Consider the following 20,509-nt stretch of genomic DNA (forward strand, 5'->3'; position numbering starts at 1 on the left):
ATCGTCACTTCACTATTTGCAGACGTTTACGATTAGTGACTAATGCCACCGAGATAATAACTAACGCGCCTAAAACGCCCTGCTGGATATAGGTCGGGAAACCGACCAGCACCATGCCATTGTTAATCACGTTGATAATCAGCACGCCGATCAGGCTTTGCCATACGCCGCCGTTGCCGCCCATTAAGGAGGTACCGCCGACGACCACGGAAGTGATGGCGATAAAGGTGTAACCGTCGCCCAGGTTGCTGGCGACCGACCCCAGGCGGGCCACCGCAAAGACGGCGCCCAGGCCGTAAAAGACCCCGGCCAGCGCAAAGCCGAGCACGCGAATACGTTTTACCGACAGACCGGACGCGTAGGCCAGGTGCTCGCCGCCGCCGACCGCATAAAAATTACGTCCCAGCGCGGTATAGCGTTGAATAAACCAGGCGCACAGCAGGGCCGCCCCGGCGAGATAGACCATCAGCGGGAAATCAAAAATGCGTTCGGTCAGCAGGAGCCGGAATGTCCGGTCGGGCAGGGGAATGCGTTCGCCGCCGGTAATCACCATGGTGACACCAATTAAGCTGAAACCAATTCCCAGGCTGACCAGGAACGAGGGGATTTTTAGCGTGACGTGAATCAGACCATTAATGAGCCCACAGGCGGCCGAAATAAGAATCGCTGCGGGGATCGCTAAATAACCGAGTTCGCTAAAGCCGCCCAGCTTCACCATAATAATGGCCAGCATCGAACCGCAGAAAGCCATAATGCCTTCAATTGACAGGTCGATCGAACCCATAATGATGATAAACGTCACGCCAATCGCGATCATTAACGGCGCGGCGCTGGCGGTCAGTAAACGCGAGAAATTACGCACCGATAAAAATCCGGGATAAATCACGCTGATGATGGTGCACAGGAGCAGCAGCACCATCAGCGGCGCCCATTTGCGCAAAAACTCTTTATAGCTTGAATGTGATGACATGTTCGACCTTCACTCATTGAATGTATAACGTCTTCATTGAGAATAAATATTCGCAGAAGGGGGAATACTATAATTTGCGATACTGAATGGGGCCTTTCGACGCCTGCCAGAAATTGTTCCAGTCGACCACCGGCGTATTCACGATATTCTCCTGATACCATTTCTGCGCGTCATCTTTGGTTATCATGATCGTCGGGCCATAAAATTCGCGATGCTCATGCGGTTCGGCGGATGGTTTGAAGCTGCCGATAGCCGCATGGTGAGCCAGGGAAAGCGCGATGCCGCCGGCCCAGTAGGGGTCAGTGCTCACGGTGCAGAGTATTTCACCGCTGATGCACAGCTTGACGGCGTCCGGGGTACCGTCGTAGGAGACAATGGGTATCTGCCCCGCGAGGCCTTCAGCGCGCAGCGCTTCAATAATGCCGAGAGTCATGCTGTCGTTGGAGGAGAAAATACCTTTGATATCATCCCCGAAGCGGGTGAGCATCGTTGACATCATGTCGTTGGCTTTTGACGTACTCCAGTCCGCATCCTGCCAGTCCAGCAGCTTGATATCCGGATTCTCCTTCAGCTTGTGCATCAACCCCGCTTTGCGCTCAATCGCCGGGACGTTAGAGGCGATACCGCCCAGCCCGACAATCCCGCCCTTTTTGCCCATCGCGTCAAACAGCAGCTGCGCGCACTGCTGGGCCGGTTCGAAATCAGACCAGCTGATATGGGCGACGTAGTTGTCGCCAAAATCCCACGGATGCAGATCGTCGGTTTTGTTCCAGATAGTGGTAATAAATGCGCCGCGCTGCTGACAGGCCGTCACCACCGCCCGGGCGTTAGGGGCATCGTTCGGATCGCAGCCGATCGCCAGCTTCCCTTCGGTTTTCGAGAGCAGGGCTTTGATATCAGAGAGCACCTTCTCGTTATTACCGCCGTTAATCAGACTCACCATCGGCGAGTTTTGCGTCTTCGCATAAGATTGCCCCCCGGCGGCAATCGCGTTCCAGTAGGAGTTATCAGGATCGCGGTAGCCCCAGGCCAGAGTGAAATTCCCCCCTTCGGCAGCCATGGCTTTCGAGAGTGGGCTGATAAGCGGGAGCGCAGCCATGCCGCCGATGCCAAGGGCGCTTTTCAGCAGGAATTCACGTCGGCTAATCACGCTTTTTTCAACGAATTTTTTAATAAATGACATAGCGATATTTCCTGTCTTTTCGGTTCACATGGAGGATCGTTTCTGGTGATAAAACGTGTAACATGTAAATAACTAATTACTTACAAGTTGAGGATATATCATCCAGGAAAGTAATTGGCAATGAAGGGGGAGAGAGACAGTTTGCCTGGCGTTTTTATCTGATTATGAATTATCTAGTTATTTGTTTTTATTGATTATTTATGAATGTACCGTTGGCAAATGCGTCAGCGCCGGTGTGACGGTTCTTTGCCAGCGAATTACTCTTATCGCTATGATTTATATTGTTTTTGTTGTTATTTTTCTGCCGGTGGTGTTTTGCTTGCGTTTGGGAGATCAGTCACAAAGATTTTGCTGACGATCTTGCCCTCAACTCCGCTATCTACCTGGATCGCATATTTGATATTTGTAAGTAACTATTTATTTACAAGTGGCGAGGGCCGTCGCTATGATTTCGGCGTATGCTCAACCAACAATGGGACGAAAAAATGACGGTTAAAACACGACAGGTTGCGTTTATCACCGGCGGGGCTCGCGGCATTGGTTTTGAGATTGCTGCGAAGCTGGCGCAGGCCGGTTTTGATATTGCGCTGAATGATTATCAGGATTCCGCCACGCTACAGGCATCCGTAGCGCGGCTGGAAGGTTGGGGGGTGAATGCGGTTGCGATCCCCGGGGATGTGGCGGATATCAGCCTGCACGACAGGATGCTGGCGCGGGCGGAAAATGCGCTTGGACCGTTGACGACGTTCGTGAATAACGCCGGCGTCTCGGTGACCAGCCGCGGCGATCTCCTCGACGTGACGCCGGAAAGCTACGATCGCTGTCAGGCGGTTAACGCCCGCGCCACGTTCTTCCTCTGTCAGGCTTTTGCCAGACGCCTGCTGGCGCGCACCTGCCAGCCAGAACTGCACTACAGCCTGATCGTGGTCTCTTCTTCGAACGCCTCCGCGGCCTCCATCAATCGCGGAGAGTACTGCGTGTCGAAAGCCGGGGCGGCGATGGTGGCGAAACTGTTTGCCGCGCGACTGGCGCAGGCCGGAGTGCAGGTTTTTGATATCCAGCCGGGGCTGATTGTCACCGAAATGACCCAGCCCTCGTTGGCCATGTATCAACAGCGCGTTGATGAAGGCTTAACGCTGTTGCCGGAGCTGGGGACTCCCGCTCAGATAGGCACGATCGTGACCACCCTCGCCAGCGGGGGAATGCCCTATTTAACCGGTCAGGTGATTAGCGCCGATGGCGGAATGCTGGTTCCCCGTTTCTGATTTAAGCAGGTAAATGCGATGAAAATAATTATTGCCCCGGACTCCTTCAAGGAGAGCCTCTCCGCCAGCGCGGTGGCTGATGCTATCGAACGCGGTCTGCGCAGAGCGCTGCCAGATGCGGAATACGTGAAACTGCCGATCGCCGATGGCGGCGAAGGCACGGTTGACGCGCTGCTTAATGCCACCGCCGGACAGCTGATTTTCGTCCCGGTTACCGGGCCGATGGGAAGGCCGGTGAACGGCTTTTTTGGCCTGCTGGGGGATGGGAAAACGGCGGTCATTGAAGTGGCCGCCGCCTGCGGTTTGCAGTGGGTGGCGCCGCAGGAGAGGGACCCGCTGATAGCGACCAGCTATGGGGTCGGGGAGCTCATTCGCGCGGCGCTGGATCGCGAGGTCGACAAAATCATTATTGGTCTGGGCGGCAGCGCCACCAATGAGGGGGGGATTGGCATGCTGCAGGCGTTGGGCTGTCGCTGTACCACCGCCGGCGGAGACGAGGTCTCGTGGGGCGCTGGAGGACTTGATCAACTGGCTGAGATTGATTGCTCCGGTCTCGATCCGCGATTAGCCGGGGTAACGTTCCAGCTGGCCTGCGATGTGAACAATACGTTGCTCGGCGAGCAGGGCGCTACGGCCGTTTTTGGTCCGCAAAAAGGGGTGACCGCGCACACGGCGCTGAGAATTGAAAACAACCTCGCCCGGGTCGCCAGCGTTCTCAGGGGCCGCTCCGGAACGGATATCGCCAGCCTCAAGGGCGGCGGTGCGGCCGGCGGAATGGGCGCTACGCTGCAGGGGATACTGGGAGCCGATATCTCCAGCGGCATCGATCTTGTGCTCAACACGCTTAACTTTGATGAGCAGGTGCGCGGGGCCGATCTGGTGATTACCGGTGAAGGGCGCCTTGACGCCCAGACCAGTCGCGGCAAAGGGCCTGCCGGCGTGATCAGCCGTGCGCATGCCCACGGTTGCCCCAGTATTGCGCTGGCCGGGTCGCTCGGCAGTGGTTATGAAGCGCTGTACGCGCTCGGGCTCCGTTCGGCATTTTCGCTGGTTCCTGGCATTATCTCCTATGAACGCGCGCTGCGCGAAGCCGCCGCTCTGCTGGAATCGACGGCGTTCAATATTGCCTCGTTGTGGCATCTGGCTGCGAGCCAGGCGGTTTGTCGCCAGCGCCCTCCGTTGAGGGAAAAAGCATGAATATTCTTTATCGGCCCGAGTTTATCCGCGGTTTTGGCACCTATAAACTGCGCGCAGAGAGATTAATGACGGCCCTGGAACAGGCTCTGAACGTGGGCTATCGGGCGATTGATACCGCGCAGATGTACGAAAATGAACAGGAGATTGGGCAAGTCCTGCGTCATCATCCCGTTGCTCGCAGCGAACTTTGTATTACCACCAAAGTGCTGCCGGCGAATTACTCCGCTGAGCGGTTTATGGCTTCGGTGGCGCAAAGCCTGGTGGCATTGAATGTTGAACAGGTGGATGTGTTGTTGCTGCATAGTCCGCCAAAGCAGGATTTCAGCGCCACGTTGCGTTTGCTGGAACAGGCGCAGCGGCAAGGGCTGACGAAATATATCGGCTTAAGTAATTTCTCTCCGCAGCAGATGGTAAGGGCACGTGAAGCCATTGCCGCGCCGCTGGTTGTCAATCAGGTGGAGTTCCATCCGCTGCTGGATCAAAGCGACTTATTGCAGGCCGCGGTCGCTACGCAAATCCCGCTCTCCTCATACTGTTCAATAGCCCGGGGGGAAGTGCTTAAATACCGGCTTATTCAGAGTCTGGCGGAATATTATGCCCGCACGCCGGCGCAAATTATTTTGCGCTGGATTTTACAGTCGGGCGTGCAGTCAAATACCATGTCCTCCGATCCGCAGAGAATGGCTGAGAACTTCGCGATCCTCGATTTTACGCTGTCCCATATCCACATGCAGCAGATAGCCGAATTAAAAAGTGCCAATTATCGCGTTGTGATGGTGTAAGCCGCGTTATGCGGCGGTGTCTGACGGGGAAGGCGAGTATCGCCTTCCCCGTTATTGTTTATTTTGACGCTGTGACCGTGTCAGCGTCTGGCTGGCGGCTAAGACGTGAAACCGAGTTGTTCCCCCACAGTTCCTGATAACGCAGACCGGTAATCTCCTCGAGAATACGCTGGTTTTGCGGACTTGCGGGGGCGAGTGGCCCGCCGGCGAGGCGCATTCTGTCGCACTCCTCGCGCAGTACCGCATGCGTTTTGATATTCAGCGTAAAGCGACGTGACGCCAGGTAACCGCCAATCAGAAGCAGAGTGGTGCCGAGACTGAGTACGGCCAGGATAATGTAATGCACCGACGCCGGTTGCTGTGGCTGGCCGGGATTAAAATGCGCCAGCTGCAGCAGAACGCCGACGAGCATCACCGCGACCGCCTGCGATGCCTTACGCGTCATGGTCATGACGCCGGCGAAAATACCTTCGCGCCGCAGACCGGTGATCGCTTCGTCGACGTCGGCCATATAGGTGTAGGTATTCCACGGGATATAGTTAATACCGCCGCGACCGAAGCCCGCTACCGCCGAGACCAGCATCAATACGGCAAGATGGGTAAAATCCCCGAGCCATAAAAAACCGTAGGTCAGGCAGGCAAGCGCAAAAAAGGCCACCGCCAGACGATAGGCCGGGGCGGGGCCCCAATGAATACACAGTGGGATCATGCAGAGTACGGCGATCAGCTGCATGATGGACATGATGCCGAGCAATTCGGAGGAGACGGTGGCGGTCTGGAACAGGACGTAGATGACGTAGTAGGTGAAAACGGCATTAAATACATCCTGGGCGATAAACCCGCCGAGATACATCCCAAGATGGGTGCGGAAGGCCTTCACTTTCAGGGTGGAGAGTGCGTCGCTGAAAAAACGCTTGAGTAAAGATCCGGACGCCGCAGGCGGCGCCTGCTGGTCAACGCTGCGCTCTCGTTCCCACGTATTGCAATACACCAACGTCAGGGCGATGGCGCAGATGATGGCAATCACCAGCCCGGCATAAAAGAAGGCGTGGGGGTTATCTTTTCCATACCAGCTAAAAAACAGGGCCGGCAGGTAGGCCGTGATGATGTACGACAGCTGGGCGAAAGAGATTCTGGCCCCTGAGAAGCGGGTTTTCTTTTTGAAGTCATCGGTCATTTCCGGAACCAGGGTTTCATACGGCACCAGAACCATGCTGTAGACCAGTTCGAAGACAAGGTAGGTCAACAGATAATAGAGGTAACCCATATCGCTGACCCAGATAAAACAGTAGGAAAAGACGGCGGGGATACCCGACAGAATAAAGAATTTGCGGCGACCAAACTTTTTCCCCAGAAAAGTATGGCCGAAGTTATCGGTAATATAGCCCATTAACGGACTGGCGATGGCATCGAAGACTCGCGCAATGGCGAAAATGGATGCCGCTTCAACCGCGCTCAGGTGACAGAAATTGGTATAAAAGAACAGCAGCCAGGCACCGGTGAGTGCCGTCGTTCCCATACCAAAAAAATCCCCTGAGCCGTAGCTGAGATAGTGTTTTAACGTGATTTTTCTTGCCATGATATACGCCTGTTATCTGAGTAACGAGTTCGCAGTACCATAGTTCACTGATATCTAAAAGTAACCAACTTGTTAGTTACTTTTGATCGTGGATCACATTTCATTAACCACCAGTCACGCCGTTACCGGCAGCAGGGGAACGTGAAAAAAGCAGCGGTCTACGCCCGATGGGCGCGGCGTGCATCCCGGGTAAATCGGCTGCTTAACCAAAACAGCGGAAGCTGAGCTATCGTCACCAGGAGTACACCGGCTAAGGGGGTCATCGCCATCAGCCCCTTCGCCACGACAGCACTGCCCAGCGTTTCACCGAGGGTTATCCCCAAATTAAACGCCGCAATATTTAAGGCTGAAGCAAAATCGACGGCTTTTGGCGTCCAGCGTTCAGCGGTGCTCAGCATGCCGGCCTGAAAAGCCGGTGACATCCCGAACGCCAGCAGTCCCCACAGGAATAACAGGACCATCACAGGCAGGCGCCAGGGTAATGCCACGGCCAGTAAAATGAGGGTGACTGCCAGCAGCAACAGCATCCGGCGTAATGCGGATGTCCAGCCCTGGGTCACCGTCAGTTTGCCGCCGAGTTGATTCCCGATTAGCGTGGCGATGCCAAAAATAATCAGCAGTAAACTCGCGGTCTGCGATGAAAAGCCGCTGATGTCGGTCAGGATCGGCGTAATAAACGTGAACGCGGCAAAGCTGGCGCCAAAGCCGGTGACGGTTATCGCCATCATGGCCAGAATTTCCGGCCGCAGTAACGCCGCGAGTTGCGTGACGGTTTTACCGGCCTCAGGTACGGCCAGCCGGGGCACCCAGATTGCCGTGGCGACCCACGCTATCACCGTCAGCCCGGCGACGGCGTAAAACGGTAGCCGCCACCCGACGCTATTACCGATCAGGCTGCCCAGCGGGACGCCGATCACCATGGCTAACGTCAGGCCGGAAAACATCAGGGCAATCGCTCGTCCGCCTTGCCCAGGTGGCGCGAGGCGGCTGGCCACGGTCGCGCCGATGGCAAAGAAACTGCCGTGCGCCACCGCGGTGATGGCCCGGCCTGCCAGCAGCAGCGGGTAGCTGTCCGCCAGCGAGGAGAGGATATTGCCGGCCAGGAATAGCGTTATCAGGCTCAACAACACCGTTTTACGCGCTAACCGCGCCAGACCCAGTACCGCCAGCGGCGTGCCAATCGCCAGTGCGAGCGCATAGAGTCCGACCAGTTTACCCGCCGCGGCCAACGAGACGTGGAGATCTTGCGCGATGGCCGGAAGAACCCCGACAACAATGAACTCAGCTACGCCAATGGCAAAAGAGGTCACCGCCAGGGCCCAAATCCCCGGATGTATTGGCGTTTTCTGACTCATCGTTCACCTGCAGCGGCCTGGGCGATAGACTGATCCTGTTCAACCGTGGCGCCCGCGACACCGACGGCGCCCAGTATGTCGCCATTCGTATCATGTAGTACCACGCCGCCGCCAAAGCTGATTAATCCGCCGTTGGTGTATTCCAGGCTATAGATGGCCCCGCCGGGCTGGGCGTGTTCGCCAAGGTCAATGCTGTCGACGCCAAATAAGGCGGCGGTGCGCGCTTTCTTGATCGATACGTCAATGGTTCCGGCAACCGCACCGTCCATACGCAGGAACTGACGCAGCAGGCCTGAATCGTCGACGACGCAAATTGAAACCGAAAAACCTCGCTCACGGGCCAGGGTTGAGGCACGTAAAATAACATCCCGGGAAAGCTGCTCTAATTTCATTTTCAAAACTCCTCGTGTTAACAGGTGTTTTGATGATTCCAGAACGGCCGGGATGAAGAAACAGGGGAGGGAGATATCCGCTTATTGTTTGATAATGTCAAACTTTCCACCGCATCAATTGTGTGACGAGGTGGTTGATTCGCTCTGCGCTCAGGCGCTGAGAGGGGCCGGAAATACCCAGCGCGGCAACAATTTTCCCGTGTTGACGTAGCGGGAGCGCCAGGCAGTGCAATCCGCATTCAGCTTCTTCGAGATCAACGGCATAGCCCTGACGGATAATCGCCTGCAGCTCTTTTTCCAGCTCCGCGGACATCCCGTCCGCCCGGCGCAGGCTGCGAATAATTTCCGCTTTATCGGCGAGGAGCACTTTGCCGATGGCTGAGGTGGTCATGCCTTCTCTGCGGCCACGCGCGCTGAATACCGGCAGCGGGCCGTTAGCATCGATGGCATCCAGGTAGAGGTATTCGCGCGTTCCGCACGGCACCGCCAGATAACACACCTCGCCGCTGATTTCCGCCGCATATTGCAGCAACGGGGCGAAAAAGGATTTCACCTCCTGGTCGGCATCAATCAGCGTCTGGGCAATGGTTCTTAAGCGCAGACCCAGCGAGTAGCGGGTGCCGTTACGGGTGATATACCCCATTGACGCTAAAGTATTCAGCAACCCGTATATCGTACTTTTATGCAGTGCCGACCGGCGGGCCAGATCGACTAATCGGGCATCGCCACCCTGCTCAGCGATGATCTCAAGGAGATTCATCGCCCGTTCTACGGACTGAATTTTACGACTTTCATCGATCATCGATGTTTCTCTCTGTTGCCGATCCCGACGCTCAATGGCGGGGCAGATAATGGGGCGAATAATGAATAAAAAAGACCGGTGATACAATACGGCGTGTCGATTGCCGCGCGCTCCTGTGCCGTCACTTTTTTGCGTAATTGAAAATGATATTGCTAACCATTATCATCATGGCGCTACGTGAATAAGGCTTATCCGCCAGAGTGATACGGGAAAAACAGGTGAAGAGAGAGTATCAACAGGGGAAGGATCATCCGTCCCGAAACAGGGTCCAGCGCATCGCGGTATCTTGCATGCTCTCCTGTATGGCGCTGCTGTACGCCGGAAAAAGCGCGGCGAAACCGGATATGAAACCGCTGGGGCCGAATATTGCCGATCGCGGGTCTGCGGTATATCACTTCAGCGTTCATCAGTTTGACTCTGCGGATGGCAAAAGGCACTACCGGGTCTGGACCGGCGTACCTGACACATCGCCGCCGCCATCGGGCTACCCGGTCCTGTATATGCTGGACGGTAATGCGCTGATGGACCGCTTGTCTGATGAGCTACTGAAACAGCTGACCCAAAAAACGCCGCCGGTGATTGTGGCGATTGGCTACCAGACGCCGCTGCCTTTCGACACCCGCGCCAGAGCCTACGACTATACGCCTGCGGTGCAGCAGGGGGCCGGGGCCGTTGCCGTCGGCCATTATACGCGCGAGGGCGGCGGCAGCGCGACGTTCCGCCGGCTGCTGGAAGGGCGTATCGCCCCGACGGTAGAAAAAAATATTAACATCGACCCCAATAAACGAGGCCTCTGGGGACACTCCTTCGGCGGGCTGTTCGTACTGGACAGCTGGTTAAGCTCCTCTTTCTTCCACTTTTATTATGCGGCCAGCCCCTCTCTGGGCAGAGATAATTTCGCCCTGCTGACGAGAATGGAATCGCTTAATAAGCAAGAGGCCTGCCACAAGCAGCTCTATTTACTGGAGGGCGACGACCCGTCGGGAAGCAGCGCCGCCGCCGGTGCGGCCGGTGTGCTGAGCAGAGTGCGTAACACGGTTTCCCTCCTGAAGGAGGAGGGGCTGGCAGCCACCTACTGGCATTATCCGGGGCTGACGCACGGGCCGATGTTTAATGCCTCCTTCCGGAGTGCTTTGCTGCATATCGCTACGGCTGGCGAGAGCGGTGAGCAACGGTGCGAACACCGCTAGCCCGAACGGTGTGCTCGGCGAGGCATCTCTCCTGACGCGCTGTCACTGAGGGGGCGCGAGGTGATAATTTAAGCGAGCCGCCGGCGCGGTCTGTCGCATCGGGGGGCATCTTCCTCCCGATGGCAGGGGCTGTTTCGCTGAGCGCAGAAAAGCAAAAAGCCTGCTCGAAAGCAGGCTTTTCTATGTATGGCTCCTCTGACTGGACTCGAACCAGTGACATACGGATTAACAGTCCGCCGTTCTACCGACTGAACTACAGAGGAATCGTTGTGGAGTCGTATCTTAGCGGCGAAAAAAATTTTGTCAAACATCAATTTGCCCGCAAATGTTCAACTGCCGCTTCCATCAACAATTTGTTGCTATTACCGACAATTAATAAGGAAAAATGTTTTGCAGGATCCCTCATTCTCTATCATTATTTGAAATGTAGTTTCAACTTTTCTCACTAAGGTCTCCTTTGAACGTCACCTCCGCAGTAAGCCAGGTCCTGGGACGCACCACCTGGTTCAAAAAGCGTAAAAGTTATCGTGTACTTTACTGGCGTGAAATCAGCCCTCTTGCGGTGCCGATTTTCCTCGAAAACACCTGTGTTTTGCTGATGGGCGTCCTGAGTACGTTCCTCGTCAGCTGGCTGGGAAAAGAGGCCATGGCCGGGGTGGGGCTGGCCGACAGTTTTAATATGGTGATTATGTCGTTCTTCGCCGCCATCGATCTCGGCACCACGGTGGTGGTCGCCTTTAGCCTCGGCAAACGCGACCGGCGGCGGGCGAGAGCGGCGGCAAGACAATCGCTGGCGATTATGACGCTGTTCTCGGTTCTGCTGGCGGTCGCGATCCATGCATTTGGCCGCGAGATCATTAATTTTGTCGCCGGCGATGCCTCGGCGCAGGTGAAGGCCATGGCGCTGACCTATCTGGAGCTGACGGTCTTGAGCTACCCGGCGGCGGCCATTGCGCTTATTGGCAGCGGAGCGCTGCGCGGGGCGGGGAATACCAAAATTCCCCTGCTGATCAATGGCGGGATGAACATCCTCAACATCATTATCAGCAGCATCCTGATCTACGGCATTTTTTCCTGGCCGGGTCTGGGGTTTGTCGGCGCCGGTCTCGGGCTGACCATCGCCCGCTATATTGGCGCCGTGGCGATAGTCTGGGTGCTGGCAATTGGTTTTAACCCGGCGCTGCGCATCTCGCTGAAGAGCTACTTCCAGCCGTTCAATCTGGCGATTATCTGGGAAGTGATGGGCATTGGCATCCCGGCGAGTATTGAGTCGGTCCTGTTCAATGGTGGCAAGCTGCTGACGCAGATGTTTGTTGCGGGGATGGGGACCAACGTTATCGCCGGCAACTTTATTGCTTTTTCCTTCGCTGCGTTGATTAACCTGCCGGGGAACGCGCTGGGTTCCGCTTCGACGATTATTACCGGTAAACGGCTGGGGAAAGGGCAAATCGGACAGGCAGAGCGCCAGGCGTGGCATGTTTTTTGGTTATCCACCATCGTTCTGACGGTGATTGCCTGGGGGACGGCGCCGTTTGCCAATCTTATTGCCTCTTTCTACACCAGCGAAGAAGATGTCAAAGTAGTGGTTAAAGAGCTTCTGTGGCTCAACGCCTTCTTTATGCCTATCTGGGCGACTTCGTGGATCCTGCCCTGCGCCTTTAAAGGCGCGCGCGATGTGCGCTACACCATGTGGGTATCGATGCTGGGAATGTGGGGCTGCCGTGTCGTGGCGGGTTATACCCTGGGCATTGTGCTGGGAATGGGGGTGATTGGCGTCTGGCTGGGAATGGTGCTCGACTGGGCGGTGCGCGGCGTGCTGTTCTATAGTCGAATGGTCAGCGGGCGCTGGCTATGGAAATATCCGCGTAGCAAGATTCAAGTGGACGAAACATAACCATTTTTCGGGCGTAACGGTACTTTTTGCCCAAAGTGGAGAATAAATCGGCAAACGATTTAAATTGTGAAAACAGCCTTTGACAAGGCCCGGCGGCGCCGTTAATATTCGCCCCGTTCACACGATTCCTCTGTAGTTCAGTCGGTAGAACGGCGGACTGTTAATCCGTATGTCACTGGTTCGAGTCCAGTCAGAGGAGCCATATTTAAGAAGCCCGCTTAAGAAAACTTAAGCGGGCTTTTTGCTTTCAACGCTATCCCCGATAGCCGACCACAATCCCGCGTCGTCCTACCCACGCGACTGCTGGGCCCTGAGGGGGGCGCTGCTATCGCCGTCAGGCATTCGCTTTCATCTACTGACTTCGCCGTTCCCGCAAGATGTGCTCCGGATGCCGGGCGGTGAAAAGAGAGTGCCGATACCCGCCCCCAAAGCGACCGCCGGGATAAAACGATTTCCGCCTGGCGGGAAGGTCAACTCTCTCTATGCCTGCTGACGGCTACCGGCGGATTAAAGCCCGGCCTTAAGCCGCGATGCCGGCGCTGTTTTGTGCTCCAGTATTTTATCCACCCCTTCGATAAAACCGTCTCCTCCGGGGCCCACGCTTATCCACGCAGGCAGCGCCGGGATGGTCGCCAGGTGATGGCGTAGGGTACTCATACCGAGGGTATGTCTGAATCCGGCAAACATCGGGGCGTCATTTTCAGAGTCTCCGCTATAAAAGACGCTCTCCAGTCCGGCCCGTTCATCCAGGTGGTAAAAGGTCCTGAGGACGTGACGGCTCATGATTAACTTATCGTATTCCCCGGACCAGGCCAGCACCCATAGATTATTCACCGTAGTCTTTAACCCGGCCTCGTGCAACGACTCACGCAGCGTGTCAGTGCGCGCGGTATGAGCGGGCAGGTCAAAGGCCAGGCCGGACAGGCGGAAGGGCTGGTCTGCCGCAAGGGTTGCCCACCGGTATTGTTCGGTGATTTTCCGCGCAATCGCGGCGAGTTTTTCCTGCACGTCGGCCTGCTTGTCCGCATGCCAAAAATAGCGGTTTACCCCATGGCCATCGGCGGCACGCTGAAAGAAAAAGCCGCCATTCTCGCCGATGACGCCATCGACAGGCCACATTCTGACCATCTGATCGCACCATCCTGCCGGGGCGCCGGTAACGGGTATCACCCGGATACCGGCAGACTGCAGCCGCTCTAATGCCGCATAGGTGGCGGCGGAAAGCCGTCCGCGAAAGGTGAGCGTTTCATCCATATCGGTCAGAACATATTGCACCGAAGAGAAGAGTCCCTGTGATGCCAGCGCAAGCGGTCGCATATCCACTCCCAATATAAAGAAACGATGTTATCGCGCTTTGGGTCGCAGGCGTTATAACGGAAGGCGATGAGTTATACCGTGGCTGAAGTCCGGCGCTGGGAGAAAGCCCGCCGGTGGGCGGGCCGATGGTGGTCGGTCGCGAGACCGCTTCGTCGCTTTCTCTTTACCCGTAATGGCGTCGGATAAAGAGGGTGAAAGGTTAGCGGAACGGCGGTTCGTTGAAGGTACGCAGCTTGCGCGAATGCATGTGGTCACCCTCGGCGCGCAGCAGATCAATAGCTTTAATACCTATCTGCAGATGCTCGGAAATCGCCCCTTCATAAAAGCGGTTGGCCTGGCCCGGTAGCTTAATTTCGCCGTGCAGCGGTTTATCGGAGACGCATAGCAATGTGCCGTACGGGACGCGGAAGCGGTAGCCCTGGGCCGCGATGGTGGCGCTCTCCATGTCGATGGCCACGGCACGGCTGAGGTTGAAACGCAGCGCCGAGGCGGAATAGCGCAGCTCCCAGTTGCGGTCATCCGTGGTCACCACCGTACCGGTACGCAGCCGCTGTTTAACCTCTTCGCCAGGCATACCGCTGATTTGCTTGGTAGCGTCGTACAGCGCGCGCTGTACTTCGGCAATGCTGGGAATCGGGATATCCGGCGGCAGCACGGCATCCAGAACGTGGTCATCACGCAGGTAGGCGTGGGCCAGCACGTAGTCGCCGATGGTCTGGCTTTCACGCAGACCGCCGCAGTGGCCAATCATCAGCCAGACGTCAGGGCGCAGCACCGCCAGATGATCGCAGATGTTCTTGGCGTTCGCCGGGCCGACGCCAATATTAATGAGCGTAATACCCTGGCCATCTTTGGTGATCAGATGCCAGGCGGGCATCTGATGCTTTTTCCACGCCAGGTCGGAAATGGCCTGCTCCGGCGCTTCCGTATCGGCGGTTATCCAGATCCCGCCGGCGCAGGAAAGCGCGATATAAGGGCTGTCAGGATCGAGAATCTGACTGCACCCCCAGCTCACGAACTCATCAACATAACGGGTATAGTTGGTAAACAGAACGTACGGCTGAAAATGATCGACCGGTGTCCCGGTATAGTGCCGCAGGCGCGCGAGAGAGAAATCGACGCGACGGGCGTCAAAATGAGAAAGCGGGTGATGTTCGGTGGGATGGAACAGCCCGTCTGCGGTTTCATCGCCAATTTGCGACAGCTCGGTGGTCGGGAAATGGCGGGTCAGGCCCGCGCTCATCGAACGATCGAGCGTTAAGGCGGAGCCGTCGATGACATACGGATAAGGGATTTCATGCTGCGATAGCCCGACGCTGATATGCGCGCCGTAATCCTGATACAACGACGTGAGCTGCTCCAGCAGATAGGCGCGAAACAGCTTAGGATTGGTAATGGTGGTGGTGTAGCAACCGGCATGGGTGAAGCGGCCCCAGGCCCGGGTTTTTAGCGCTTTATGGTCTGCGCCGTCCCACGAAACGGACAGCTGCGGATAGACAAACAAGCCGTTAGCTCGATCGTCGTCATCCGGGAGAACGCTGTGGTTGATATATTCGCCGATGGCTTTACGTAATGCATTGACCGAACGCTCATACTGCAGTTCAAGCTGATTCAGCGCTTGTTCCGGGGTCAGACTGGCGGCCTTGTGGTTCATCTTCGCTCCTTTTTTCAGGTCTGCTGACATGCTTGATAGTATGTCACAGACGGAAAAGAGCGAAGGGGAATTTCAGCCGTTCCACGGTGAAAGTGATTGAATTAAATATTGTTGCTGCAGGGTCGGGTGCTGATTTATTGCCCAGGCTGGGTGATTTCCGCCCAACGTTCGCTGCTGAAGTGCGTGGCTTTTATCACTTTTAATGTCATAGCAGGATTGTCATTGAGGCAATACAGGGCATTTGCCAGCGGCGTGAGTTTATCCCCACACTGCAAAGCGCATTGCCGGGTGGTGATTTCGGCAATCACCAATAAATGCGCGCTTTGTAATACTGCGTAATAGTCTTGTGCGTTCTTAGATGATTGTACTTTTTTTATCCGCCATTCCATAAGACATTCCCTGATCTGCGCTATTCCTGGCGATAATTGCCCGTTACCTCTTTTCTTACAATAAGAATAGCCTAATGGTTTAGGATGCGTTTAATCTGAAAAGATTCAGAATATCGTCACATGCATAATGGTCCGAATAAGAATACCAATGATCGCGCCAGGGGCGGCAAAGCGGAACAGTCGAACAAAGCGCGAGCTCACGCCAAGGAATATACCAATGCCGGGCAGATCGAAGGTCTGAATTAATAGTCCGGCTGAGGCGTTGAGTTGGCTGACGGTGACTTTGCCTTGCTGCAGCAGTTCAGAGACCACGCCAAAATAGGCGGTACCGCCTGCGATACATTTGACCAGCGCAGGAAGGACAAAGTTGACTGGAATATGCAGCCACTGCAGCAGCGGCATCAGCAGATGCTGAAGCATGCCGATGATGCCGGCCGCTTGCATCACCCCGACGATGGTTAATGACAGGATCAGCATCGGCACCGCGCCGAGCGCAAGACGAATGGCATCTGATCCCGCATTGTTAATGACCGCAATCACCCCCTGGCTGTTTTGTTCGGCGTTGGGTAGCGCCTCCGCCCGGGCATTCTCCATCACTGACAGACGGCGCCCGATGACGTGCCAGGTGACCGCCCCCGCACACAGACCGCCGATAATCGAAATGCAAATCGAGGCCATCCAGTGCAGTCCGAAAGGAGTGAGAGGGTAAAAGACGTTGCCCTGGCCCATGGCAAAGACCATAGCGAGCGTGGCGGCCATCTGGCGATCTGAGACGCCACGCTTATCCATAATGGCCAGCGTCGCCAACGGGGCGGCGAAACTCACGAAGTTAATCTGAATCAACGCGAAGGCGCTCATCCCGCCAAGGCCAAAAGGTTTGAGCAGCGGCGCGACCCAGCGGACGATAACGTCCAGTACTCCGCGGACTTCCAGATATTTCATGATCATCAGCATGACGACCATAATGGGCAATAGCGTATAAAGCGCGACATCAACGGAAGATTTTCCCGCCGACATAATAATGCCGATAAGATCCATTTAACTCTCAATCATCGAATAGCGAAATGATAATGGTCATCATCATAATCCTCGTCAGACGGAAATGATACGGCTACCCGTTATCAGCCGTCCAGCAATGAAATGAAAGAATAAGCTAACGATATGACTTCATAATATGACGGCTTGCGGTTTATATGTCGTGTTTCGGTTTTGAATGAGGAGGGCTGTTGGTGAGATATTTTTTCATTCGATGCGTTAACGACCTGGGATGCTATCTGGAAAAATATGGTCAACTATATGGCCAACTAACGTCATCAGCGAAGCCATCAGAAAATAACCCGGTGACGACACATATCGTCACCGGAGGAAGTTAGCGAATCATTTCGGACGCAATTTTCTCAGCCACCATAATAATAGGCGCATTGATATTGGCGGTGGGGACACGCGGCAGGATGGAACCGTCGATGATACGTAATTTCGACAGACCATGAACCCGGCCCTGATTGTCCGTAACCGCCATCTCATCGCTGCCCATACGACAGGTGCTGGTCGGATGATGTTCCGTATTTGCTACCCGGCGTAGCCAGGCTTCTATCTCGCTATCACTTGCGGAGAGCGAAGGCGTGTCGACAAATCCGCTAAGATAGCCCTCCCATGCGGGCTGATGAACCATTTCCAATGTTTTCCTGATCCCCTGAATCATCTCCGTAATGTCCCGTTTATCGGATAAATAGTTGAAGCGAATCACGGGTTTTTGCCGAGGATCTGCCGAGCGAAGTGAGACGGACCCCCGACTGTAAGGACGCATCTGGCTGACAAAATACTGGAACCCATCGGCGATATGCACTTTTCCTGACTGGAAATCGGCCAGGAAAGGTAAAAATTCATGCTGCATATTGATGTAGTCAACGTCATCGCTGCTCTTAAAGAAAGCGCCAACTTCGAAGAAATTCGTCGCCCCTAACCCGGATTTGAATAATGACCATTCAGCTCCGAGCTTGAGACGTCCCAGCATATTAAGCTGTTTGCAGATAGAGACTCCTGCCGGGGAGCGAAAACGCAGAGGGGCCACAACGTGATCCTGCAAGCAGGCGCCGACGCCAGGAAGATGGGTGACGAGATCTATGCCGTGCTTGCTGAGCTGCGCCCGGTCGCCCACGCCTGACAGCAGGAGTAGATGAGGAGATCCAATACTTCCTGCACACACAATAACCTCGCGAGAGGCGTGAATATCCTGGCGTGTTCCGCCATGTTGCAATGTCACGCCTGTCGCCTCTGTACCAGAAAAAAGAATACGCTCGACCAGACAGTCGGTCATCACGGTCAGATTCGGTCGGTTTGCCACAGGTTTGAGATAAGCCAGGCTGGTACTGCACCGTACCCCGTTGCGAATCGTTGCCTGAGTGACGTGGACGCCTTCTTGAGAACCGCTGTTATAGTCCCCGGCATTTTTCAGGCCAAACTGTTGGCCAGCGTCGAGAAAACGCTGATACAAAGGATGGTCTGCTTTACTGCGTGTTACGGAGATTGGACCATGACCCCCGCGTTCGGGGTCGCGTCCATCCTCGAAGTTTTCCAGTTTTTTGAAAAAGGGGAGGCAGTCGGCAAAATCCCAACCGCTGACGCCTAGATTTTTCCAGTTGTCATAATCTTTGTGGTGGCCTCGGACATGAACCATCCCATTGATCGATGAGCTTCCTCCCAGACAGCGCCCGCGCGCCTGACCGATGGTGCGACCGCCGAGTTCTGTTTCTGGTTCGCTTTCAAATTTCCAGTTATAGATATCGCTCTCAATCGGAAAGGTCAGCGCTGCGGGCATCTTGATAAAGATGCTGTTATCTCGTGGGCCCGCCTCTATCAGGCAGACGCGTATTTCAGGATTGGCCGTGAGTCTGTTTGCCATCACACAGCCTGCGGAACCTGCGCCAATCACCAGATAATCAAACTCCTGAATATGTTTAACCATGTTTTTAACCTGACTCTTATGACTTAATGGATACGGATTGTTGTCTGGCAGATGACGTAATATCGGTATGTTCGGGTTCATTGGCGACAACATATAGTGATAACGCTTCCCAACGGCGCTGACCGCTGCTTTTCAGCTTATATAAGCGCCATAAGCCGATGAGTAATAGCCCGGCAAAGGCAACCGGCGCGTAACCGACCGGCGGCTCCGGTAAAGGAAACAGAGAATAGTAGAGGACGCACAGCAGGACTGCGCTGGAAAAGATGGGGAACAGGATGTGCATCGTAATGCTTAACGATTTGCGCATGGTTGTGGTGAAAAAGCGGATCACGCCGATATTGCCCATTATGTAGACGAAAACATAAATAATGGTCGCGAGCGTGGCCAGCATAAAGAACACCTGATCGGGGGCGACAAGAGATCCCGCAATGAGGCCAATCACCAGACTTAACAAGGTTTGGGTCAGAATTGCGATGTGCGGCGTACGATGCTGTGGATGCACTTTTTTCAACCATACCGGCATGGTCTCTGAACGAGCCATGGCAAACCAGTTACGCGTGGCATCAACCGTGCAAGCAATACAGACCGCGATACCAGAGTTCAGTAACGCCAGTAATACCAGTACCCACGCCGGTCCCCACAAACGATGCGCGACGGTTAATGCCGGGTTCTCCGTTGCCGCTCCTAGCGTGTCCATATGGGCAATTCCCCAGCCGGACTGAATTCCCCATGCGCAGAAGACATAAAAAATACCCAGTAAAATGACAGAGCCTACGATAGCCTGAGGAATGACTTTCCGCGGGTTGCGTGCCTCTTCTGCAACGGCGGCCGCACCTTCCCAGCCGGTGAACGCAAAGATGGATAAAACCACGGCCAGGAAAAAACCGTGAGAGGTTGGCGCGTTGGTTGGCAGGAAGCCAGCAAGTGTGACGCCCCCTTCACCGGGTGAAAGCAGACCACATAATGCCAGGGCAGCGACAATAAGAATTTCGAAAACCGATAAGACAGTCAGCATTTTTCCGGAGGTTTTAATGCCTCTGTAGGCCACCGTTCCGACCAGAATCAAAATAAACAACGTGATAGCCTGCCAGGGAATATGAATTCCGTAGTTCCTGGCAATTTCATTTTGCATAACAAAACCGGTATAGGCAGCCAGTCCGCCTGGAATCAGTGCCACTATCCATGAATACATCCAGCCGACGATAAAACCTGCGCTCGGGCCGACGGTGGCGCTCACGTAGGTATAGAACCCTCCCGCAGATGGAAAGTGTTTCCCCAGCTGTGCCAGCGAAACCGCGACGATGAGGCCGATGATGAAAGCCACAATGTAGGCGGAAGGTGCGCTCAGGCCTGCCTGCTGAGTATTAAATGCAATCGTGGTCAGTACCCCCACGGCGGGGGCTATCTGCGCAATGCTTTGCATCAAAACGGTAGGCAGGCCAATCGAGTTACGCTGCAAACCCGTCTCTTGCCCAATGGAAGAACGATCGGCTTTCATTGAAAACTCCTGGTTCAGTGTTAGGAAAATTCATCAAATGTTGTTGATATGTTTCGTTGGGGAGTATGTATGCATGA

At 55.1% G+C, this 20,509-nt stretch carries 18 protein-coding genes and 2 tRNA genes; 7 read left to right on the forward strand and 13 right to left on the reverse strand.

The window, feature by feature from the left end; genetic code table 11:
• Nucleotides 1-4: 4 nt before the first annotated feature.
• Nucleotides 5-970 (reverse strand): ABC transporter permease, encoded by a 966-nt coding sequence (locus tag OQV00_RS08675; RefSeq protein WP_004864446.1) that lies wholly within the window; start codon nt 968-970, stop codon nt 5-7.
• A 67-nt stretch (nt 971-1,037) separates the two neighbouring features.
• Nucleotides 1,038-2,153 (reverse strand): sugar ABC transporter substrate-binding protein, encoded by a 1,116-nt coding sequence (locus OQV00_RS08680; RefSeq protein ID WP_004864444.1) that lies wholly within the window; start codon nt 2,151-2,153, stop codon nt 1,038-1,040.
• Between the two features lie 485 nt (nt 2,154-2,638).
• On the opposite strand from OQV00_RS08680, the gene OQV00_RS08685 reads away from it, so the two are divergent.
• From OQV00_RS08685 to OQV00_RS08695, 3 genes are read left to right on the forward strand one after another with little or no spacing between them, the layout of a single operon-like run.
• The gene (locus tag OQV00_RS08685) at nt 2,639-3,418 is read left to right on the forward strand and encodes a 3-ketoacyl-ACP reductase (RefSeq protein ID WP_004864443.1); all 780 of its coding nucleotides are present in this window, start codon (nt 2,639-2,641) and stop codon (nt 3,416-3,418) included.
• An 18-nt stretch (nt 3,419-3,436) separates the two neighbouring features.
• Nucleotides 3,437-4,615 carry a glycerate kinase gene (locus OQV00_RS08690; protein ID WP_266280188.1) on the forward strand — a complete coding sequence of 393 codons (1,179 nt, stop codon included), beginning with the start codon at nt 3,437-3,439 and terminating at the stop codon, nt 4,613-4,615.
• Entirely contained in the window at nt 4,612-5,397 is a 786-nt protein-coding gene (locus OQV00_RS08695) for an aldo/keto reductase (protein ID WP_266280190.1), read from the forward strand. Before OQV00_RS08690 ends, OQV00_RS08695 begins: the two co-directional genes overlap by 4 nt.
• A 58-nt stretch (nt 5,398-5,455) precedes the next feature.
• On the opposite strand, the gene OQV00_RS08700 is transcribed toward OQV00_RS08695, so the two are convergent.
• The 4 genes from OQV00_RS08700 to OQV00_RS08715 form a co-directional block, all read right to left on the reverse strand.
• The gene (locus OQV00_RS08700) at nt 5,456-6,976 is read right to left on the reverse strand and encodes an MFS transporter (RefSeq protein ID WP_004864436.1); all 1,521 of its coding nucleotides are present in this window, start codon (nt 6,974-6,976) and stop codon (nt 5,456-5,458) included.
• A gap of 158 nt (nt 6,977-7,134) precedes the next feature.
• Nucleotides 7,135-8,331 (reverse strand): MFS transporter, encoded by a 1,197-nt coding sequence (locus OQV00_RS08705; protein ID WP_128320966.1) that lies wholly within the window; start codon nt 8,329-8,331, stop codon nt 7,135-7,137.
• Nucleotides 8,328-8,723, reverse strand: a complete 396-nt coding sequence (locus tag OQV00_RS08710; RefSeq protein WP_004864432.1) for a GlcG/HbpS family heme-binding protein — start codon at nt 8,721-8,723, stop codon at nt 8,328-8,330. The genes OQV00_RS08705 and OQV00_RS08710 overlap by 4 nt, the downstream gene beginning before the upstream one ends.
• Nucleotides 8,724-8,820: 97 nt before the next feature.
• Nucleotides 8,821-9,525 carry an IclR family transcriptional regulator gene (locus OQV00_RS08715; RefSeq protein ID WP_015583964.1) on the reverse strand — a complete coding sequence of 235 codons (705 nt, stop codon included), beginning with the start codon at nt 9,523-9,525 and terminating at the stop codon, nt 8,821-8,823.
• A 290-nt stretch (nt 9,526-9,815) separates the two neighbouring features.
• Here OQV00_RS08715 and OQV00_RS08720 point away from each other — a divergent pair, with 290 nt between their 5' ends.
• Nucleotides 9,816-10,715 carry an alpha/beta hydrolase gene (locus OQV00_RS08720; RefSeq protein ID WP_015583965.1) on the forward strand — a complete coding sequence of 300 codons (900 nt, stop codon included), beginning with the start codon at nt 9,816-9,818 and terminating at the stop codon, nt 10,713-10,715.
• A 187-nt stretch (nt 10,716-10,902) separates the two neighbouring features.
• On the opposite strand, the gene OQV00_RS08725 is transcribed toward OQV00_RS08720, so the two are convergent.
• Nucleotides 10,903-10,978: transfer RNA gene (locus tag OQV00_RS08725), tRNA-Asn, on the reverse strand.
• A 6-nt stretch (nt 10,979-10,984) separates the two neighbouring features.
• Between OQV00_RS08725 and OQV00_RS27125 the strand changes: the two genes are divergently transcribed.
• From OQV00_RS27125 to OQV00_RS08735, 3 genes are all read left to right on the forward strand, one after another.
• Nucleotides 10,985-11,164: a DUF5951 family protein gene (locus OQV00_RS27125; RefSeq protein WP_219173556.1), complete on the forward strand. Its 180-nt coding sequence runs from the start codon at nt 10,985-10,987 to the stop codon at nt 11,162-11,164.
• Nucleotides 11,165-11,172: 8 nt separating this feature from the next.
• Nucleotides 11,173-12,609, forward strand: coding sequence for an EmmdR/YeeO family multidrug/toxin efflux MATE transporter (locus OQV00_RS08730; protein WP_064359032.1), 1,437 nt, complete (start codon nt 11,173-11,175; stop codon nt 12,607-12,609).
• A 126-nt stretch (nt 12,610-12,735) separates the two neighbouring features.
• Nucleotides 12,736-12,811: transfer RNA gene (locus OQV00_RS08735), tRNA-Asn, on the forward strand.
• A 305-nt stretch (nt 12,812-13,116) separates the two neighbouring features.
• Here the strand turns inward: OQV00_RS08735 and OQV00_RS08740 are convergent.
• The 6 genes from OQV00_RS08740 to OQV00_RS08765 all read right to left on the reverse strand — a co-directional run bounded on the left by OQV00_RS08740 (nt 13,117) and on the right by OQV00_RS08765 (nt 20,432).
• On the reverse strand, nt 13,117-13,926 hold the full coding sequence (locus OQV00_RS08740) for an HAD-IIB family hydrolase (protein ID WP_104896786.1): 810 nt from the start codon (nt 13,924-13,926) through the stop codon (nt 13,117-13,119).
• 199 nt (nt 13,927-14,125) lie between these two features.
• Complete coding sequence (locus OQV00_RS08745) at nt 14,126-15,580, reverse strand: AMP nucleosidase (RefSeq protein ID WP_004864423.1); 1,455 nt, start codon at nt 15,578-15,580, stop codon at nt 14,126-14,128.
• Nucleotides 15,581-15,714: 134 nt separating this feature from the next.
• Nucleotides 15,715-15,969, reverse strand: a complete 255-nt coding sequence (locus OQV00_RS08750; protein WP_004864420.1) for a histidine kinase — start codon at nt 15,967-15,969, stop codon at nt 15,715-15,717.
• A 105-nt stretch (nt 15,970-16,074) separates the two neighbouring features.
• Complete coding sequence (locus OQV00_RS08755; protein ID WP_015583967.1) at nt 16,075-17,007, reverse strand: nucleoside recognition domain-containing protein; 933 nt, start codon at nt 17,005-17,007, stop codon at nt 16,075-16,077.
• Nucleotides 17,008-17,338: 331 nt separating this feature from the next.
• Nucleotides 17,339-18,934 carry a choline dehydrogenase gene (locus OQV00_RS08760; RefSeq protein WP_266280195.1) on the reverse strand — a complete coding sequence of 532 codons (1,596 nt, stop codon included), beginning with the start codon at nt 18,932-18,934 and terminating at the stop codon, nt 17,339-17,341.
• Between the two features lie 16 nt (nt 18,935-18,950).
• Nucleotides 18,951-20,432, reverse strand: coding sequence for an APC family permease (locus tag OQV00_RS08765; RefSeq protein ID WP_048023866.1), 1,482 nt, complete (start codon nt 20,430-20,432; stop codon nt 18,951-18,953).
• Nucleotides 20,433-20,509 lie beyond the last annotated feature (77 nt).

Source organism: Klebsiella sp. DY2415 (genome assembly GCF_026314315.1).
GTDB classification, from domain to species: domain Bacteria; phylum Pseudomonadota; class Gammaproteobacteria; order Enterobacterales; family Enterobacteriaceae; genus Klebsiella; species Klebsiella ornithinolytica.

What these genes read in the sequence shown, in the direction of transcription:
- OQV00_RS08705 (WP_128320966.1), bottom strand. Translation starts at nt 8,331, where the DNA reads ATGAGTCAGAAAACGCCAATACATCCGGGGATTTGGGCCCTGGCGGTG.
- OQV00_RS08690 (WP_266280188.1), top strand. Translation starts at nt 3,437, where the DNA reads ATGAAAATAATTATTGCCCCGGACTCCTTCAAGGAGAGCCTCTCCGCC.
- OQV00_RS08765 (WP_048023866.1), bottom strand. Translation starts at nt 20,432, where the DNA reads ATGAAAGCCGATCGTTCTTCCATTGGGCAAGAGACGGGTTTGCAGCGT.
- OQV00_RS08760 (WP_266280195.1), bottom strand. Translation starts at nt 18,934, where the DNA reads ATGGTTAAACATATTCAGGAGTTTGATTATCTGGTGATTGGCGCAGGT.
- OQV00_RS08755 (WP_015583967.1), bottom strand. Translation starts at nt 17,007, where the DNA reads ATGGATCTTATCGGCATTATTATGTCGGCGGGAAAATCTTCCGTTGAT.
- OQV00_RS08700 (WP_004864436.1), bottom strand. Translation starts at nt 6,976, where the DNA reads ATGGCAAGAAAAATCACGTTAAAACACTATCTCAGCTACGGCTCAGGG.
- OQV00_RS08745 (WP_004864423.1), bottom strand. Translation starts at nt 15,580, where the DNA reads ATGAACCACAAGGCCGCCAGTCTGACCCCGGAACAAGCGCTGAATCAG.
- OQV00_RS08680 (WP_004864444.1), bottom strand. Translation starts at nt 2,153, where the DNA reads ATGTCATTTATTAAAAAATTCGTTGAAAAAAGCGTGATTAGCCGACGT.
- OQV00_RS08720 (WP_015583965.1), top strand. Translation starts at nt 9,816, where the DNA reads ATGCTCTCCTGTATGGCGCTGCTGTACGCCGGAAAAAGCGCGGCGAAA.
- OQV00_RS08685 (WP_004864443.1), top strand. Translation starts at nt 2,639, where the DNA reads ATGACGGTTAAAACACGACAGGTTGCGTTTATCACCGGCGGGGCTCGC.
- OQV00_RS08710 (WP_004864432.1), bottom strand. Translation starts at nt 8,723, where the DNA reads ATGAAATTAGAGCAGCTTTCCCGGGATGTTATTTTACGTGCCTCAACC.
- OQV00_RS08740 (WP_104896786.1), bottom strand. Translation starts at nt 13,926, where the DNA reads ATGCGACCGCTTGCGCTGGCATCACAGGGACTCTTCTCTTCGGTGCAA.
- OQV00_RS08715 (WP_015583964.1), bottom strand. Translation starts at nt 9,525, where the DNA reads ATGATCGATGAAAGTCGTAAAATTCAGTCCGTAGAACGGGCGATGAAT.
- OQV00_RS08695 (WP_266280190.1), top strand. Translation starts at nt 4,612, where the DNA reads ATGAATATTCTTTATCGGCCCGAGTTTATCCGCGGTTTTGGCACCTAT.
- OQV00_RS08675 (WP_004864446.1), bottom strand. Translation starts at nt 970, where the DNA reads ATGTCATCACATTCAAGCTATAAAGAGTTTTTGCGCAAATGGGCGCCG.
- OQV00_RS08750 (WP_004864420.1), bottom strand. Translation starts at nt 15,969, where the DNA reads ATGGAATGGCGGATAAAAAAAGTACAATCATCTAAGAACGCACAAGAC.